Origin of the sequence: Coleofasciculus sp. C1-SOL-03, assembly GCF_040220555.1 — a bacterium.
In the GTDB taxonomy this organism is placed as follows: Bacteria; Cyanobacteriota; Cyanobacteriia; order Cyanobacteriales; family Coleofasciculaceae; genus Coleofasciculus.
Genome location: NZ_JAVJUO010000036.1, coordinates 1 through 18,522, shown reverse-complemented (window position 1 = coordinate 18,522; position 18,522 = coordinate 1). Strand labels below are relative to the sequence as shown.

The window sequence follows — 18,522 nt, the reverse complement described above, 5'->3', positions numbered from 1 at the left end:
CCCCCTTCCGTCCCCCTTCAAAAGGGGGAGACCAGATGTTGCTTCGCTTTTTGTTGCACGGGGAGACCAAAGGATGCTTCGCTTTTTGTTGCATGGGGGGAACCAGAAATTAATCAAAGTCCCCCTTTTTAAGGGGGATTTAGGGGGATCTAAACTTTGATCGCTAGTCATACAAAGTCTTAAGTTGATACGAATGCACAGCGATGCCCCCTACGGTTTCCGGGCTAATGGTTAATTTATCTTGCTCAAGTAAAGTACAATAACACTTGTGAAGCCAACGCGGATATCAAGTCAATATTAGGAGTGTTTTATGCACCTGCAACGAATTCGAGTTCCTGATTTCCGGGTTTTAAAGGATGTTGACATTACCTTTGAAAATAATTTTGTCCCTAGAATTTTTCCCTTGGGCAGTCTAAATGGTGGTGGGAAGAGTACACTACTGCAATTAATTTTTACTTTACTCCACTGTTCAAATGCTCCAGAAAAAAAGCCTTTTCTGCAAAATTTTTTATATGGATTTAAACTCCGTGATGATTCTACAAAAAGAACATTGGCTATAATTGATATTTGGGAAAATAGTAAGGTCTTCAGCCTTGATTTCTTTTGTTGCAAAGCATCTTATATTACACGTCAATGGCAAGTTAATGATGATTTGATTCTGCCGAAACATTTCCCGTTATTTTTAACAGTTAAAATTTTAAGCGAAACAAGCATTGAATTTGACAATATAGACCATACAAAATTAGCAAATAAGATAGAAAATAGAATAATAAATTATTACAAGGAAAATAAAATTGCAATAAAAGACACAAAAAACATGGTTAAGGGATACTTAAACTTACTAATTAATATTAAACCATCATTGTCAAAAATAAGAAAATATATAGAGTCTAATTGTTTAATATTTATTTCTGATTATAGAGTTGAAAACAAAGAAAAAAATATTTTTTTGTGCCGTATCGATGGTCTGAATATACCAAAAATTTCAGATTCAAAATCATTTGTAAACAATTTGCAAAAAAAAATATTTATTGCTGTTCCTTCAACCCAAGTGTTTCTTTTCATGGCTCAAAATGATAGGGAATTATTGTTGAAAAGTGACAGCAATCAAAAAAATCGTTATTATTCGCAACTTCAATCTACTAAAGCTCAACTTAGGAATCTATTTACTTATGATTTTTTTGCTGTAGACATTCTGATACAGGCTTTTAAAGATGCTCGCGATCGCGATTTCCGGGAAGCGATAGAAACAGGAGAGTATGGCAATCATTATCAGAGACTTAAAAATGAGTTAAACCAGATGTTGTTCAATAAAAAGATAAATATAGATAAAGACCTTAATGGAGTGAACTTCACACTAGATAGGAACGGTGAGACTATCGAACTCTCCCCCGAAGACCTGAGCCATGGAGAGTTGAAGCGGTTAAGCATTTATATGTGGCTCAAACATTATAATATAGAAGATGCGATTGTATTAATGGATGAAATAGAAATCGCATTCCACCCCGATTGGCAATATCAAATTATTCGAGATTTACAAGAATGGGCACCGAATAATCAATATATTCTGGCAACCCACTCTTATGAACTCTGCCAAGCCTTAACTCCTGCCCATGTTAAAGAATTAGAACCTAAACTGATCAAGCAAGACCCCGAAAATTAGAGATGAGTTTTAATCCAGAACAGTTACAACGCCACTGTGAAATAATTCTTGGTTCTCGCAAAATTAGAAATAAAATAGTTGTTCTCTGTGAAGGTGAAGGAGGTATCTGGGATCTGGAGGGTAGACCATCGCCTCAATCTTATGGAAGAATGGCACAACTGCCAGATGCTAATTTTTATAATGCCTGTGTTCCTAAGTGGTGGCGGAACTATCGACCCGAATTTTTTAATTGTGGCGACAGAACCGATGTACTTGATACTTACTTCACGTTATTACAGTTGCATAAAAACAACAGCGATAACTCCTATTTAAGTCCAGAAAAGCTTTTTGCAATTGTGGATTTAGATTTGCAACCTAAAATGATTGATAATTATCTGTTTCCAGATACAGAGGCAATTTTTCAGGATTTGTATGAACAAGCCAAGGTCAATCCTCAAAATGCAATAAATCATCGAATCTGGGTGACAGGGTTTATCTATAAGGAGTCCTACTTTCTGTTCCCGGAACTCCAACCCGTATTTGATAACTTTTCCGCTACTCCAATTTATAAAGATAATCCTGCTTTGCTGCAAACGATTTATATTGATATGGCAGATGGAATCAGTAATGATGCTAATTTGCGAGATAACTTACAACGAGCATCAGAACGTCTTCGCTACTGTTCTGGATTAGATTGCCAGGGAGTTAGTGAGTTGCGAGATTCCTGGAAAGATGAGTTTCAAAACGCCCCAGATTATCAACGGAAGCAGGAGTTGATTTTTGCCCTATTGACGATTAAACAAGTAAAGGAATACTGGAAACAAATACATCCGCCTGATGATTGGAATCGCTCAAGTGAGGATGATCGAGATGAAATGTATCGAGATCAACTTTCTTTGGAAATAGGGCGATTTTATGCCGAAAAAAGTAGTGATGTTCAATATCATCTTCCGTTTTTCTTGAAAACCTTATATGAAAAGGATTGTCAGCAGCGCGGTTAACCAGGTATCTGATGACAAGAAAGCCTCATTACAATGGCGGGGGTGCATGTCAACTTGGTAGGGGCGCACTGACGTGCGCCCGATTTAACGGTAAAATACATTCCACAATTTTAGCTAGATTAGAGCACTTTCACGCCACGGTGTAGTACCGGATCGATGAGACAGTGCTTTTCTACTCTTGGAAATGGTGTATCATATCTAGTCTGAAAACTCTGTACTGGCGTGGCACAGCTAAAATGGTGGAATAGGTTGTAACTCCTGCCCAACAGAATATAGGGCTAAAGCCCTTACTACAAGCGATCGCACATACACCATGCCTACTGCTAAAATTTATTTTGAGTAAAAATGTTATCGATCAGCCTATGGCATCGCTAAAAAACGTTTTAGTATCAGGGTTGCTGCTGTTTCTGCTATCGCCCCTGGTGGCTTGTTCTCCAGCGTCTGATTCCGCCTCCTCTACGGGGGATGAGACAACCGTTGAACCCTTAATCGCTGGGGCGATTCCCGATCAAGATCCGGAAAAGTTGCAACGGCTATATGACAAGTTGGCAAATTACCTGGAAACGGAGTTAGGTGTACCCGTCGAGTATAAACCTGTCACCGACTATGCGGCGGCGGTAACAGCCTTTCGAGTCGGGGATCTGGATCTCGTCTGGTTTGGCGGCTTAACTGGCGTACAGGCGCGATCGCAAGTTGAAGGTGCAGAGGCGATCGCCCAACGGGATATTGATGCTGAATTTACCAGTGTATTTATTGCTAATAAAACTAGTGGACTACAACCGATTCAGGATATCCAAGAATTATCCAAATTAAAAGGATCAACCTTTACCTTTGGCAGTGAATCATCCACCTCAGGGCGGTTAATGCCTCAGTATTTTCTGGAACAAGCCGGGGTGACACCAGAGGATTTTCAGGGAGAGGTCGGTTTTTCCGGTTCCCATGATACCACAATTCAACTGGTTGAAGCCGGGAGTTATCAGGCGGGGGCATTAAATTCTCAAGTCTGGGAAAGCCGCGTGGAAGCTGGAGACGTGGATTTAAATAAAGTGGATGTGATTTGGGAAACGCCAACCTATTATGATTATCATTGGGTGATTCATCCCGATGTCAAGTCACGCTATGGCGAAGATTTTTCCCAGAAAGTGCAAGCTGCCTTACTCAAGCTTGACCCGAATAACCCCGAACACCAAGAAATTTTAGACTTATTTGGGGCTGATCAATTTATTCCCACAGAAAATTCCAATTACGCTCAAATTGAAGAAGTCGGTCGTCAAATTGGCAAAATTAAATGAGCGATTCGTCGCCAATTTTTCAACTCAAAGGTGTGACCCAGCGATTTAGTCGCTTGACCGCCCTAACCGAGATTAATCTCACGCTTTACCCTGGAGAACGGGTGGCATTAGTCGGGTCAAGTGGGGCGGGAAAAAGCACCCTATTGCGTTTGTTGAATGGGACACTACAACCCAGCCAAGGAGAAATTTGGGCATTAGGATATAATCTCTCCCAGCTATCGACTCGGAGATTACGCCAAGTGCAACGGCAAATTGGTACAGTCTATCAGCAGTTTCATTTAGTGGATAACTTGCGAGTGATTCACAATGTTAATGCTGGGCATTTAGGACGGTGGTCATTGTTTAAAGCTGCTTTATCGCTATTATTTCCGTTAGAGGTAGAAACAGCGCATCAGGCGTTAACTCAAGTGGGAATTCCGGATAAACTTTATACCCGCACTGATCAACTCTCTGGTGGACAACAGCAGCGAGTGGCATTAGCGCGAGTTCTCATCCAAAATCCCTTAGTGATTTTAGCCGATGAACCGATTTCTAGTCTTGATCCGGAGTTGAGTCGAGAGGTAATAGAGTTGCTATGTCAAATGAGTGAACAGGGCGGTAAGACTTTGGTTACTAGCCTACATTCGGTTGATTTTGCCCTGAGGTATTATCATCGCGTTATTGGATTAAAAATGGGAAGAATTTTATTTGATAGTTCAGCGACAAATGTTTCGACAGAAATGATTGATAAGTTGTATAAATTATAATAGCATAAATTACCTTATAGTTAGACTGTTGATCATGCTGATTGTTAGAACTTTTTCGGTTTAAATCTCTTGCTTCAGTACGACTAACGTAATATCATCAAAAACTTTTTGTTTACCAATAAATTGCCGCACATCATTAATAATCGCATCTTTAATAACTTCGGCAGATTTATCCCAGTTTTGACGAATCACATCACACAATCGATCTAACCCGTATTGTTCATTCTCCATATTTTCAGCTTCAGGAATACCATCGGTGTAAAGGACAATGCTGTCACCGGGTTGTAATTCAATTAACGCCCGATCAATAAAATCAGCAATTTCATCATCTAAGGCAATCGGAAATCCCAAATCCATGGTATCAATTCGTTCAATAATTCCCCCAGCCCGCACGACGATAGATTCTTCATGTTGACCACTGATACTAACTTTGCCATCGGTATAGTTGAGAATGGCTAAGGTTAAGTTGCGATCCGAGTTCATCCGTTGCACATTTTTGTAAAGCGTGCGGTTGAGGGTATCCAGAAACTTCACGGGATCACGTTCCCGAATTTCATCTAGGGTGCGAACAACGGTTTGGGTCATCATCATTAAAATACCACTTTCTAACCCATGTCCGGTTACATCGCCGATCCCAACAGTAACCACATTATCTGTGCAGAGGATGTCGTAGTAATCACCACCAACTTCGTCAGCCGGTTCCATAAACCCAGCCAGATCTAATCCTTCAATGGCTTCTAATTCATCAGACTTGGGCAGGATCATATATTGCAATTGACGAGCAACGTCAAGTTCAGCACTCATCCGCAGGTTTTCGGCTTTGAGTTTTTCGTTAAGTTGACTAATTTCCTGATTGGCTTGGGCAAGTTCAGCAGTGCGTTCTTTAACTTTATCTTCTAAGTTATGGGCATAATCTTCTAATTTCTGATAGGAAATCATTAGGTTTTGCCACAAAACCTGACCGACGCTCAACGTCGCCGCCACAACTACCGCTAATAAAGGCGTAAAGACAGGAACTAACCAACCGTAGAGAAAGGCAAAATAGGAACTAGCGACAATAATTCCCACCGCGATCAATAACCCCAAAAGAGTCATCCAGCGTCTACGGATATAGAATGAGCCAAGGGTGGCACTGTATCCTGACCAAACAACAATCAGTAGCCAGTGTATGGGTTTCGTTGTTGCCCGTAACATCGGACGCCCTGATAGAGCGGCGCTGAGAATCTGACTGGTGACATTAGCGTGGATGACCACACCGGGCATTAAGTCCGTGGGGACAGCTAGATTGCTATTATAAGGGGTGAGATAGTTATCATTCAGACTGGGCGCTTTTGCCCCAATAAAAACAATGCGATCGCGGAAGAAGTTTTCAGGGATGCGGTTCTCCAAGACATCGGTCATGGAAATATTAGGAAAGCGATCCAATCTGCCGCGATAGTTCAGGAGAATGTGATACCAACCACCCAAGTCCGATTCTTTGTAAAATCCATCATTTTTACTGAGGGGAATAAACGTAGCTTTGCCTAAGCCGAAGATTTGTTGGTCAGGATTGATCGCTTCCAATTCAATTCCTTGGTCTTCGAGATAATCTAAAGCCAGTTTTACGCCAAAGCTATACATTAAACCACTCTCAGCTGCACCAGCGACAAGAGCGCGGCGATTTTTGCTATCGTTATCCAGGAACAGATCGTTAGCCCCAACTTGACCTTGATCGGCTAACGTCGGTGGCGGATCGATAGTATCTCCAGAAATTTTGGTAATCCCAATCAGGTTTGGGGTGGTTTTAAACACCTCAACCCGTTCTTCATGTCCCGGTTCTACGGGTAAATCTCGATAAATATCTAACCCGATCGCGTTAGGGTTTTGGGCATTAATATTGCGGAGTAGCTGCGCCATGACTTTATCTGACATGGGCCACTGTACTACATAATCAATATCTTCTTCATCAATTGTGACGATCGCAATTCGCTCATCAACAGGTTCTTGGGGACGCAGGAGAAAGAATTGATCTAAAATCAACCATTCTAAAACCCGAAAAATCCCCAGATAACTGCCAGCAATAATTAAACCTGCCACAAAAGGTGTAATCAGCAAAACCCCTTGCCAGCGTTTCAATAATGCCTGTAGAGGCGTGTCAGAGTTCATCTGAATTGTTGAACCCTCGTTTTGTTCAAGGACTTGATTTTCAGTCTTAGTTAACGAGTCATCACCCATGTTATATCCGCCTCAACCCTGATCATGTTGTTTGATCCTTTCAATAAGTAGTGTCGTGGCACACCTTAATTGGTGGATTCGCTTGGGTTCGTAGTAAGGGAACCTTAGCCCTCTCCAGCTATGCGTTAAAGCACGCTTTGTGCTGACTACAAACAAAGCCTCCTGCCTTCTAGAAAACAAAAGGTTGAGACGCGATCGCTTCTAGGTCAACTTGCTCTAATAAATCATGCCATTCTGTACGATAGGTTTCATTCGTCGGTTCAGATCGTTGAGCCTCAACTAAAACCTGCAACGTATCATACCAGATCCCTGCCTCGGCATACTTAGTTGCCAGCTTCACGGGAGATTCGGCAAACTTTTGCGTATTCACGGTATTTTCAACCCGCTTTACCCATCCCGTCACGGCATAATTATCGGGTCGCAGAATTCCACCGGGTTCAATGGGGGCAAAATACCACAGATAATTTTTATCGATTTCCAAGGCGGGTGAGTCTGGGGGTAGGGTAATCGCCATGACTCCACCTTGGGGAGAGACATTCAATAGGGTGTGATAATGAGAATTCCCTGCTTCATCTTGGATACTAAAAAAGACCTTCCGTGCGCCAATTGGAGGCAAATAAACATAGATTGTGGGACGAGGTGACACCGTGCGTCCATGTTTCGTTGGCGGAACTAATGCGGTAAGTGCAGGAATGTCACTGACCTGGTTTTCTTCTAATATTTCTACATCCACTGGGGTTGGGGGAACTGAATCTTCACTGGGGAGAAATAGTTCAACATCACCTCGGATACCCCCACCAGTGCTGGTATAGGGGTTTTTCCCATCAGCCGGTAAGCTAAATTCCACATCTCCTCGGCTTCCACCCGCCACACCACTGCGAGGTGCAGAACCACCAGGTAAAGCAAATTGCACATCTCCTCTAGTTCCCCCAGCCACACCACTGCGAGGTGCAGAACCACCAGGTAAGCTAAACTCCACATCCCCTCTGGTTCCCCCAGCTACACCGCTACGAGGTGCGGAACCGCCAGGTAAGCTAAATTCCACATCTCCTCTAGTTCCCCCAGCTACACCGCTACGAGGTGCGGAACCACCAGGTAAAGCAAACTGTACATCTCCTCTAGTTCCCCCAGCTACACCGCTACGAGGCGCGGAATCTTGGGGAAGACCAAACTGCACCTGACCTCGCACACCCCCACCAACAGGACTTTTCGGCACATTATCGTCGGGAAGACTAAAGTCTACACTGATCAGGTTATCGTTGATGGGAGGTTCCGACTCTAAGGGGACAAAACGTGCTAAAGCAGCATTAGCTGTTAATACGAAGACTGTCCCCGTTACTGTAGCGGATAAGAGAGTTTGGCAGATTGCTGGAGTCATGATCAACTTTCCTTGAATGCTGAATAGCCTATAGCCAATTGCCGATCAGAACGAACGATGCCCAAAAATAGGGATGTTGGTATAAGGGCTTTTCCAGAAGACTAAGCTGTGCTTGTCGCAATGCTTCAGCTTTGCTTACCTTCAGATCCGTTAGTTGGTGATAAAATTCTCGCATCATAATCGAGGTGGATTCATCACTCACTGACCAGAGACTGGCGATTGTACTTTTGGCACCCGATCGCAGGGCAAATCCTGCTAAACCTAATGTAGCTCGATTATCCCCGGCTGCGGTTTGACAGGCACTCATGACGAGTAGTTCAATCGGTTGCAGTAGCCCCAGCCGCCGTTTTTGAAAGATGAGATCGAAGTCTTCGATGGAAATGCGATCGCTCCAGGTGAGCAGAAAGGTTTCTTCCGGATTAGAACTGAATTGACCGTGAGTCGCCAGGTGAACGATGGGGAAGGATTGGTTGTTAATCAAGTCTTTGAACGTGCCGAAGGTAAAGGTTTCATTGAATAGCACTTTAGAGTTGACTTGTTGCGACACTTGTGCTATCTCTTCATCAACTCCTGGCAAAGGACTGAACCCTTGACGCGCTTCGGTTAATCCAGCGGCTAATAAACGCAGTTCCTCTTGGGAGAGTCCTTGGGGAAACAGTTGTAATCCGGGACTAAAGACAATCCGATATTTTTCCAGGATATACTCTTCTCCATCATAGAGTGCCGCCATGGGTAAGTTGCGGAGAAAGCCATCGGGGACAAAGACTAGCGTCTGGATATCTTGGCTAGCCATCGCTGCTTCAGCGGGTTGGATTAACCAGGTATACACCTGTTGAGCAAGTTGTAACCGTTCGCTACTGGGATAGCCGGGAGACAGGGCGGAATACAATTGTGTCAGCGTGGATTCAACCTCAGCTTGGGTGAGTTGAGTGGCGTAGTGGGTGAGGGGTTGATTGGGAATCGAGAGGACAACTTCCAAGCGATCGGGTAAGATAATCGGATAAATTACCGCTGCTTGGGTATCAATTTCTTCCAAGGCAACTGGATTAGTATCTAAACAAGCATCTTGGAAAAAGTTATCCAGTTCGGCTAATTGCAACGCTTCCATCACATCACGGGCTTGTTGCAAGTTGGCTTGATTATCCCCTTCTTTTAACAGTAAGCTGACAAGCTGGCGATACAGGGGTTCAATCCCTTCTTTAAAATCGAACTGAACATCAGAACTAATCGCGACTAAATCACTACGGAGGGATTGGATATTATCAAAGGCAATTTTATAAGCGGCGAGGGCTTCGCTAGTTTTGCCTTGTTTTTGCAGGATTTCACCCAATTGTGCGCCCGCCCGTGCGGCTATATCGTCGGCGTTAATTTCTTGAGCCAGTTTGAGTGCTTGTTGGGATAGAGTTTTACTATCGTCTAATGTCCCATTCGCCTGATACAGTTTACCCAATTGATACAGGGCATAGGCTTCTGCCCTGGGATCATTAATTTGTCGCGCTTGTTTAACGGCGTTTGCCAAGAGTTTTGATGTATCAATTGCCGAGGAATTGGACATCCCTGCTTGAGCAGCTTTCATCAAACTATCTGCCAGATTAATTTGGGCATAAATTGCCGGACGTGAGGCAGATAGTTGGTTAACTTTGGTGGTAACAAGTGGGATGAGTTCTTGGGCAACATCCCAGCGTTGTAACTCCACTACCATCCGTAGTTGATTCAGTTGCGCTTCCAGTTGCGTTAAGGAATCAGGCGTTAATTCGGCGGCTTGTTGATAGTACGTCCAAGCCACGGCATATTCCTGTAAATCTCGCGCTACATTGCCAATGCTAAACAGTGCCTCACTGGTATCCTGGGGTGAGTTTAACTGTTGACTAATTTGCCAACTGGCTTCTAAGGCGGCTTTCGACTGGCGCAGTTGACCCAGGCTTTGTAATGCCACACCTAAACTTCTCAATCCCTTGGCTTTCAGCAGACTATTGGGTTCATTTTCTAATTCACTCACCAATTGTTCCAAGAGAGACTTTGCCCGTCGATATTTACCCAAGGCTTGCAAGGCTTGTGCCTGGTTGATTTGGCTAATTAATTGTCCGGTTTTATCCTCGGCTTGTTCATAAATTGATGCGGCTTGTTTCCAGGTTTCCAACGCGGTTTGGCTTTGTCCTTGCAGCAGGTGAATGGTTCCTTGAGTATTTAAGGCTTGGGCAAGAAGTAAGCGGGTATTTTTGTTAGTATCGGGTTGGGATTTTAACAGATTTAAACTTTGGGCGATCGCCTCTTGTGCTAAATCCGTATTTCCTAACTCTTTATACGCCAATGCTAGGTAATTCAGTGCCTGGGCTTGCTTGAGGATCAACCCTTCGGCGGCATACGTCTCGGCTGCCTCTTGCCAGACTTGTGCAGCTTGGTCAAATTGTCCAGATTGATAATAAACTTTCCCCTGTTCAACTAAATCTGATGGTTCAACAGTTTGGCTGTAGAGAAGTTCTATGGGGGGTCCTAACATTTCCGCCCCGTTCTCGACAATTGCCTCCGTCTGATTCCCCATATCCAACGGAGGATAAGCCGCCGTTGCGGGAACTTTTGGCGATTGTAACGATAGGGTGAGGAAAAAAACACCCAGAATTAAAGCAATAAAAGAACGGGGGCGCTTGAGCCAACCCTTAATAATTTTGCTTACTTGAGAATACATTTTGCTCATGTTAATTCCTTCGCTGAGGATCAAGTCTTCATTGTCGTATCCGGTTTAAATTCGCCACAGTTTTCCCGGAATTTGGCGTTACTTAAGGCATCGTTTTAGAGTGCTGGTATAGTCTTGACAATACAATCCATCAAATCCTTTTGCCCTGACAAAATCCGCAATCAAAACATTGACATCCTCATCGAGGTATAAATGAATAAATAATCTGTTCACAGCCCTTGAACCAGTGGATCGATTAACTCATCTGGAATTTTATTTCGTTCGATATATTGATTAATTTCCTCTTGGTGATCACTGTAATATGTTAAAGCACCAAACACCTGAGCCAGTGTCAGATGAGGCATTCCTATGGTAATTTCTTCGGGAGAAACTCCCATACGCCACGTTTCAACAACCGCCCTCACAGGAGTCCGAGTCCCCTTAATGATGGGTTCATTATTGAGAATCTGGTCATCTCGAACAACGTACAGGTAATCAGTAACCTGAACCATAAACACAAAAGAAACCGTACTATTTTCCTCTTCAATTATAGGTTGTATTACAAGGCAAATGATGTAAGAGTAAAAAATCTCTACCTGTCAGGAGGGTTAGAATCAATGTATTGCTTGCGTTTTCCCCTTACGTTGACACTAATGAGTGCGCCCCTACAATCCTCACCTCGCACTGTGACAGTTCGCGTATTGATTCGGTAATGTCTCTTGAGGCACAGCCGCCACTAATTCAATCTCTCCTTGTTCATTTTTCACCCAACCCGTCGCTTCCACAAGATACCGCCTTTCAGAAGTTGATTCTACTGAATTCGGGACAGACTCTTGGGCTTGAGGCTGATTTTCCGGTGCAGTTGCAGCAAAATCGCGCACATCAGATAACAGAGTTTGACCGCGAATCGGTGCCGTTGGATCACTCGGTACTCCCCCCCGCCCGGTAATCGTAAACACATTGCCCTCAGCCGCCGCACAGGTTTTCACCACTTGGTTACTGGTATCAGCAAGTTGATCGGGTAATTTGATTAACCCTGATTCAGGATCAATCTCTGGACTCGTTAGCGAGAATGTACCATCAATACCTAACTCAGAACTAACGGTAATATCATTGGTCATGACTTCCCGTGGGTTGGTTAAGTCCCGAAACTCAATAAAAAAGAGTGTATTTGTCGCAATACCAATATTACCTCCGTCACCCTCAAAGGCGTTAGCCGTAATATCGCTATTTTGCCCAGGAATAGCCACAACAAATGGGGTGGCGATCTGAATATTTCCCCCATTCCCGAAACCACTCTCTATCCCGGCTGTCGCTGAAATTAAGCTCCCTCCACGCAAGATTATAATATCGTCTAAGGATAGAGCAATATTCCCGCCATCATCACTGGCAGCTTCTGCCGAAATCCGACCGTTATCCAGAATTAAGCGATCGCCTTGAAGCTGAATATTACCCCCTAAACCTGTGCCTTCACTATCTACGGAAACTGCTCCACCATCACGAATTTCAACCAATTCTGGATCAATGAAGATACTGCCACTGTTTCCGGTAGATTCTGGGGTGGTACTGGAAAAGATGCCTGTATCTTCACCCATAATCGTAATCACGTTATCCACGTTGATAATGGTATTCCCGGCATCACCAGTTCCGGCTGTATCAGTGCTAATTTGCGCTCCATCTTTCAAGATGAGAGAGTTTCCTGTTACCTCAATTACACCGCCATCTCCTGATGACCCTTCGGCAGCATTAGAAAACAATCCGGTATCCTCACCAAAAAGTCGAATTGAGTTAGCGTTGATGAAGATTTTGCCCGCATCTTCACTACTTTCAGTCAAGGCTTCCAACTGTGCGCCGTTTGTGACAGATAGGGAGGCTGCATTAATCGTTAATGTGCCGCCACCTCCAGTTGCTCCCGCCAAGGTTCCGACAAACACACCACTAGGGTCAAAGTCTCCACCTTTATTGCCATCAAATATAGCTGCCCCAGTTACATCAATATTAATATTTCCGGCATTACTCCCAGTTTCTGATTGCCCACTGGTACTGGCACTAATAAATCCACCATCCGTTACTGAAAGCCGATTTGTATTAATTGTAATGTCGTTCCCTTGCCCCTTGGATGTCGGTGCAACCTCACTTAGAATAGCACTGGGAATCGGGAAGTTTAGACCAAGTACAGCCCCTTTAATCTCAATTTCATCAGCATTAACATCAATTCGACCCGCATTACCTGTACCTCGAGTCGTTGTTTGAATTTGACCGCCATCTTCCAGCAAAAGCTTACTCGTTTCGACTGAAATCATCCCCGCATTGCCATTTCCTCTACGAATACCCATGGGAAATAAGGCATCAGGCAAAGCAGGAAAATCAGATGCATCAGCAAAGAACGGACCGTTTGGAATATTCAAAAAAGGCAGTACCGCACTCACAATCCCACTAGGGTTATCTCCTGATGTTCCAATTAATTTAATTGAGTCAGTGGCAATAACACTAACATTTCCAGCGTTTCCTACACCTGCTGTTGAAGAAAAAATCTGGCTGCCATTCGTAGCCCTCAGTGTTCTTGTTGTGACTGCAACATCTCCAGCATTACCCCCTCTCACAAAAGAGGTTTCACTGGAAATCGTACTATCATTTTCTAGTGTAATGGAATCAGCATCAACATTGACGACACCTGCATTTCCTATACCTGATGTTGCCGTGTTTATTCGACTCCCTTGGCGCAGGCTCAAGGAACTGGTGGAAATATTGATAGTACCACCTTGTTCGCTACCGACGTAAAGGGTTTCAACTTCGTTGTTATTCGTTAATTCAATGGTGGGAGCCATAAGACTGATATTACCACCCATCCCATCCGCCGGAGTAAAACTAACGCTTTCAATCTTACTTGAATCATCAAAAATAATGGCTGTGCCACTGTTCATTGTTACCTTACCGCCAACTAAGCCAACGGATAGAATCTCAGCATTAGCCGCAATAGAAAGCTCCCCACGCGCATCAATGGCAATCTCCCCCCCTAACTCAAACATTGGCAATGGCGTTTCTAATTTATCTGCGGCTGTAATAATACTTTCAACCTGAATACTGCCATCAGGTAAACCTAAATTAGGTTGATATTGATTCGTCAGTAAGGCTAAACCATCAGATTGGGCAATTTCAATCTTACCTACCTTAATATTGGAACCACTGAAGGAAGGCGTTTCAAATGTAACCGAACCGCTAGGAATATCCGTTGGTCTTGGAATACCTGGAACTCCGGTAAAAGGCGTTTGAGTCCAGTCAATTCCGGCTCTCACATCTAATGTTGCTTGACTATCTCCATTGACACTAACCGAAGTGCCATCGGATAAAGTAACGTCACTCAGGGCGCTGTAGGGTGTATTTGTTCCCGGAATCAGGGTGTTATTGTTACTGTTAATCGTGCTAGCCGTTGGTCCCGTATTATTAATGGTGACTGTGCCTAACTCAACACTCCCCCCTGCCAAGATATGTAGCGACGCACCCTGATAATTACCGAGTTTCACATCGCCTGCAGCCAGGACAATGGGATCATCGGCAGCAAAACTATTCCCTGGAGTACCGTCGAGTTGTTCAACCGAAAATTGACCATTGGTCGCATAATGACCATCCAGTTGGATGTCATTCGCTGAACGCAGAGTCATGTTGCCGTTGGAACTCAAGCCACTATTTGCATGATTTAAGATAGACAAGCTTAACCCTTGATTTCCTTGGGCGACAAATTCACCCCCAGCCATGGCGATAAAGGGATTCGTCGCCGTATCTTGTAGGGTTAACAGTTCTGAGGCTTTGAGTTTCAGGTTGCTTCCGGCTGTTAATTGACCCCCTTCTAGGTCAATCGTTTGACCAATAAATGATAAGTCTTGTCCGGCTGATAAGTGTCCTGTACTGGTAATTTCTCCAGTAGGGGGTAACCACTGAGAAATACCTAAAGGAGTCGTAACGGTGAGCAAGGGTGGCGCATCAGGATTCGTAGCGCTGAAGGTATAACCATTGTCGAAGACTACACCCCCCGATGTGCTAGCCGCAAAAGAGCCAGCAACGTCCAGACGAGCATTCGGACCAAAGATAATCCCATTGGGATTGAGTAAATACAGATTGGCGTCACCCAAAACACCTAACGTCCCCAAAATATCCGAGTGATTGTTTCCGGTGACTCGACTGAAAATATTGGCAATATCACTAGGATTCGCAAAGTAAACCCGTTGACCTTCAGTCACACTAAACTGCTCAAAACTATGAAATAGGGTTGAGCCTCGGCTTGCGCCACCATTGATTAGGTCAATGATCTGATTATTAATCTCGACATTGGGTGTGATAACAGAGTTCTCTGAACCCAATGTATTATCTGGCACAATTGATTGTGAAAAACTAGGCAGAGGAGAGCCAAGGATATAACCAAATGTGCCACTGATTAGGGCAACTTTACAAATACTGAACCAATCACGCTTGTGAAGCATTTCCTTCCTTCCTACCAATCTCAATATGGCTATCTGTCAAAGCTCAGTGAAAAGCTGATTTTAAGATATGACACAACTGTTTGCTGATTGACCCACTCGAACAGGGAAAATGCCACTGCACTTTTGTAGTGGCGTGGCACACCTTATTTGATGAATTAAGCATTAGCCCCGAAACCGTAGGGGCGCTCATACTTGCGCCTGATTCAATGGTCAAGTCTATTCCACAATTTGAGCTGTGTCAATCCAGATAGTTGGGTTAAGCGATCGCGAAATCCAACCCAATTGAATCTTTTGTGCTGTCCCTGATATGCCCCAAATAATGGGATTACCTATAAGTTAATTATTTTAGCATATAATTTGGTTGACCATAGCATTTTTTTAGTTTATTTCATGAAGATAGGTTCCGCTCAAAACCTGCACTGATAGTCTTGGCTTCAATGATATGTTTGTATAAATGAGTTGTGAAAATGTGTCTATGCCTATAATCAATTGGATGAGTTTCAGGGGTATAATTTTTTACAGATCAATGGTGCGTTACGCTTCGCTAACGCACCCTACAGTTTATACGATTTCTAGACTTTAAATATACGAGAAACTGGTCGTAAAAGCAAGGTCTGCGGTATTAACCCCTTCTACCTGCATGATGTCTTCTCCATTTAAACTGATGATACTATCCGCGCCTTGTTGAGTCAGGACGAGATCATTGAGCGCTATCCCTAACAGTCCAATTTTATCGGAACCGACATCATAGCCGCGCACAGTATCTAAACCCGCGTTTTCTTCAAGTACATAAATGTCACTGGCACCGAAATCTGGAAGGACAAGTTGTATGAGTGGATTGTAATATGACCCGACAAGAAGATCAGCACCTAAGCCACCACGCAGGGTATCTGTACCCAAGCCACCCGCGAGAATATCATCACCAGCATCACCGCGCATTAAATCAGTTCCCCAGTTACCAAACAACTGATCATCCCCTAAACCACCGATTAATAGATCATCACCGCCCTTACCTTTGATGATTTCTGAAAAAGAACTCCCCTCTATCGTATCGGCTCCATTGCGACCTAGAAGTTCCACGGTAGCATTCACAGGAGCCGTTACCGTAATCGAGGATAAGTCTAGATCTACCTGATTATTTTGGGAAGCAAAGCTCATGGTAGAACCCAAAATTTCTAGGTCTGTCACAAGATACCCTTTGTCCTGCAATGCATTGAGATCTAATGTTTCTAGCCTGGTTGTGGTGACGGGTGCGTCAATCACAATCTTTAAACTGCTTAAGGAATTTGCTGCTGGAGATAGAGTATCAAGTGCCGCTTGCAAATCATTTTGAGCAATGATCTGTGTTCCTGGAGTTAAATTTTCATCCGCAAAATATACGCCGTCCGTTTTGACTAAAATAATCACGTTATCGGCAAAATTTGGAGTGACTTGGGCATCGGTCACTGCAATCTGTTCAGTTTCGTTAGTGTTAGGATTTGTAAGCTGAAGCGCCCCATCCGTAAAAATATCAGCACCAGTATGACCTGTTGCCAGTAATTGATTATTAAAATCCACAATTTGCTGGGCAGCCGTAGGGTCAGTAGACGTATCTAGTGCTAAAAATGCATTCCACTCATCGGGAATTTGGGCGATTAGAGCTTTATTATCCCATTCAAAATAAAAAGCCGCGCTCCCCTCTGTTCCGTCAGGAAGGAAAGCCGAGTTGTTATAAGCCTGTCCACTGGCTATTAATGAGGCACAGTTTTCTGTAATGATTTGACCAGTCGTTGTGCTGATACAATAATCAAAATTCAGAACAGTCGTGAAACCCGGATCGAGTGGATCGTCAGTCTCCGGATCAAAAAGCTCAGAATAAAGTCGGAATTGCTCACCATTGCCGAGTGTTGCCGTATATTGAACATAGGGAATCGTGCCATAATCAACGCTGTTGTTATTCGAGGTGTTAGTGTCAAACGCATTATAACTACTAAATGCGGCTACACTTACTTCACTCCCAACTACATTCTTTTTTACGGCAACCAAAGGTGAACCAGCCGTTTTTTCAATCTTATTAACTGGGAGCCAACTTGTACCTTGAACCTGACCATTGTTGTATTCGGACAGTTCTGAATTTTCTCCTAATGAACCATAGAAATTGTTGATTTGAACATAGTCACTACTCACGGTTGTATTGACTGTCAATTGTACGGATTCCCCCGACAAGAGTGTGGGAATGACAACTTCAACCGAATCCGGATTGCCATCGCCACTCAAGCTTTGACCATTGGCAGCAATATAGGGGTCAATCGTGCCGTCTTGATTGGGATCGTATGTATCCAAATCAATCGCACCGACAGGAAGGATTAATTCAGAGACGTTTAATTGCAAGTCTCCATTATCGGTGATCAAGACAGATTCAGCCGTCGCTGGACCATTGTTCGTGACGGTCAATGTATAGGAAAATTCTTCATCGGGAATCGCAATATTTTCTCCTTCTAATGTAGGGATAAATGACTTTTCGATCTCTAAATCAATTTCTTGTCGGTTGCCGAAATCAATGTCTGTTGCTGCTGTGCCGCTTGCAATGGTTATGGGTGCAGGATTCGTTGTTTTCTGTACCCAACCTGTTTGTTGAACTTCCCGGATGGTGTAATTTCCTGCACTTAAATCGGTGAAGCTGTAATTACCATTAGCATCAGTGGTGGTGCTGGTTTCACCTGCATCTTTAACTCCGTCATTATCGCTATCGATAAAGATAGTCCAGCCCGCTAATCCCGTTTCACCTGCATCTTTAACCCCATCGCCATCAGTATCTTCAAACTTCTGTCCACTGATGCTACCGAGTTCAAAGTTCCCGAAATTAATACCTGTAGCTGCTGTACCACTGGTAACATTAATCGCGCTGGGATTGGTTGTGGTTTGTTGCCAACCTGTTTGTTGAACTTCCCGGATGGTGTAATTTCCTGCACTTAAATCGGTGAAGCTGTAATTACCATTAGCATCAGTGGTGGTGCTGGTTTCTCCTGCATCTTTAACACCATCATTATCGCTATCGATAAAGATAGTCCAGCCCGCTAATCCAGCTTCACCTGCATCTTTAACTCCATCGCCATCA

General features: G+C 43.7%; 10 protein-coding genes. 4 read left to right on the top strand and 6 right to left on the bottom strand.

Annotated features, from left to right (window positions below):
* Positions 1-310 precede the first annotated feature (310 nt).
* The 4 genes from RIE73_RS05805 to RIE73_RS05790 all read left to right on the top strand — a co-directional run bounded on the left by RIE73_RS05805 (position 311) and on the right by RIE73_RS05790 (position 4,681).
* Positions 311-1,663 carry an AAA family ATPase gene (locus RIE73_RS05805; RefSeq protein ID WP_446400294.1) on the top strand — a complete coding sequence of 451 codons (1,353 nt, stop codon included), beginning with the start codon at positions 311-313 and terminating at the stop codon, positions 1,661-1,663.
* Positions 1,664-1,665: 2 nt separating this feature from the next.
* The gene (locus tag RIE73_RS05800) at positions 1,666-2,643 is read left to right on the top strand and encodes a hypothetical protein (RefSeq protein ID WP_446400293.1); all 978 of its coding nucleotides are present in this window, start codon (positions 1,666-1,668) and stop codon (positions 2,641-2,643) included.
* A gap of 362 nt (positions 2,644-3,005) precedes the next feature.
* Positions 3,006-3,935 carry a putative selenate ABC transporter substrate-binding protein gene (locus RIE73_RS05795; RefSeq protein WP_446400292.1) on the top strand — a complete coding sequence of 310 codons (930 nt, stop codon included), beginning with the start codon at positions 3,006-3,008 and terminating at the stop codon, positions 3,933-3,935.
* The gene (locus tag RIE73_RS05790) at positions 3,932-4,681 is read left to right on the top strand and encodes a phosphonate ABC transporter ATP-binding protein (protein WP_446400291.1); all 750 of its coding nucleotides are present in this window, start codon (positions 3,932-3,934) and stop codon (positions 4,679-4,681) included. Before RIE73_RS05795 ends, RIE73_RS05790 begins: the two co-directional genes overlap by 4 nt.
* Before the next feature lie 60 nt (positions 4,682-4,741).
* On the opposite strand, the gene RIE73_RS05785 is transcribed toward RIE73_RS05790, so the two are convergent.
* The 6 genes from RIE73_RS05785 to RIE73_RS05760 form a co-directional block, all read right to left on the bottom strand.
* Positions 4,742-6,826 carry a CHASE2 domain-containing protein gene (locus RIE73_RS05785; RefSeq protein WP_446400290.1) on the bottom strand — a complete coding sequence of 695 codons (2,085 nt, stop codon included), beginning with the start codon at positions 6,824-6,826 and terminating at the stop codon, positions 4,742-4,744.
* A 238-nt stretch (positions 6,827-7,064) separates the two neighbouring features.
* On the bottom strand, positions 7,065-8,273 hold the full coding sequence (locus tag RIE73_RS05780) for a DUF928 domain-containing protein (protein ID WP_446400289.1): 1,209 nt from the start codon (positions 8,271-8,273) through the stop codon (positions 7,065-7,067).
* 28 nt (positions 8,274-8,301) lie between these two features.
* Positions 8,302-10,968, bottom strand: a complete 2,667-nt coding sequence (locus RIE73_RS05775) for a CHAT domain-containing protein (protein WP_446400288.1) — start codon at positions 10,966-10,968, stop codon at positions 8,302-8,304.
* A gap of 209 nt (positions 10,969-11,177) precedes the next feature.
* Positions 11,178-11,459, bottom strand: coding sequence for a DUF433 domain-containing protein (locus RIE73_RS05770; RefSeq protein ID WP_446400287.1), 282 nt, complete (start codon positions 11,457-11,459; stop codon positions 11,178-11,180).
* Positions 11,460-11,621: 162 nt separating this feature from the next.
* The gene (locus RIE73_RS05765) at positions 11,622-15,425 is read right to left on the bottom strand and encodes a two-partner secretion domain-containing protein (protein WP_446400286.1); all 3,804 of its coding nucleotides are present in this window, start codon (positions 15,423-15,425) and stop codon (positions 11,622-11,624) included.
* 579 nt (positions 15,426-16,004) lie between these two features.
* On the bottom strand, positions 16,005-18,522 hold a 2,518-nt coding region (locus RIE73_RS05760; protein WP_446400285.1), incomplete at its 5' end, for an SdrD B-like domain-containing protein.

What these genes read in the sequence shown, in the direction of transcription:
- RIE73_RS05805 (WP_446400294.1), top strand. Translation starts at nt 311, where the DNA reads ATGCACCTGCAACGAATTCGAGTTCCTGATTTCCGGGTTTTAAAGGAT.
- RIE73_RS05800 (WP_446400293.1), top strand. Translation starts at nt 1,666, where the DNA reads ATGAGTTTTAATCCAGAACAGTTACAACGCCACTGTGAAATAATTCTT.
- RIE73_RS05795 (WP_446400292.1), top strand. Translation starts at nt 3,006, where the DNA reads ATGGCATCGCTAAAAAACGTTTTAGTATCAGGGTTGCTGCTGTTTCTG.
- RIE73_RS05790 (WP_446400291.1), top strand. Translation starts at nt 3,932, where the DNA reads ATGAGCGATTCGTCGCCAATTTTTCAACTCAAAGGTGTGACCCAGCGA.
- RIE73_RS05785 (WP_446400290.1), bottom strand. Translation starts at nt 6,826, where the DNA reads ATGAACTCTGACACGCCTCTACAGGCATTATTGAAACGCTGGCAAGGG.
- RIE73_RS05780 (WP_446400289.1), bottom strand. Translation starts at nt 8,273, where the DNA reads ATGACTCCAGCAATCTGCCAAACTCTCTTATCCGCTACAGTAACGGGG.
- RIE73_RS05775 (WP_446400288.1), bottom strand. Translation starts at nt 10,968, where the DNA reads ATGAGCAAAATGTATTCTCAAGTAAGCAAAATTATTAAGGGTTGGCTC.
- RIE73_RS05770 (WP_446400287.1), bottom strand. Translation starts at nt 11,459, where the DNA reads ATGGTTCAGGTTACTGATTACCTGTACGTTGTTCGAGATGACCAGATT.
- RIE73_RS05765 (WP_446400286.1), bottom strand. Translation starts at nt 15,425, where the DNA reads ATGCTTCACAAGCGTGATTGGTTCAGTATTTGTAAAGTTGCCCTAATC.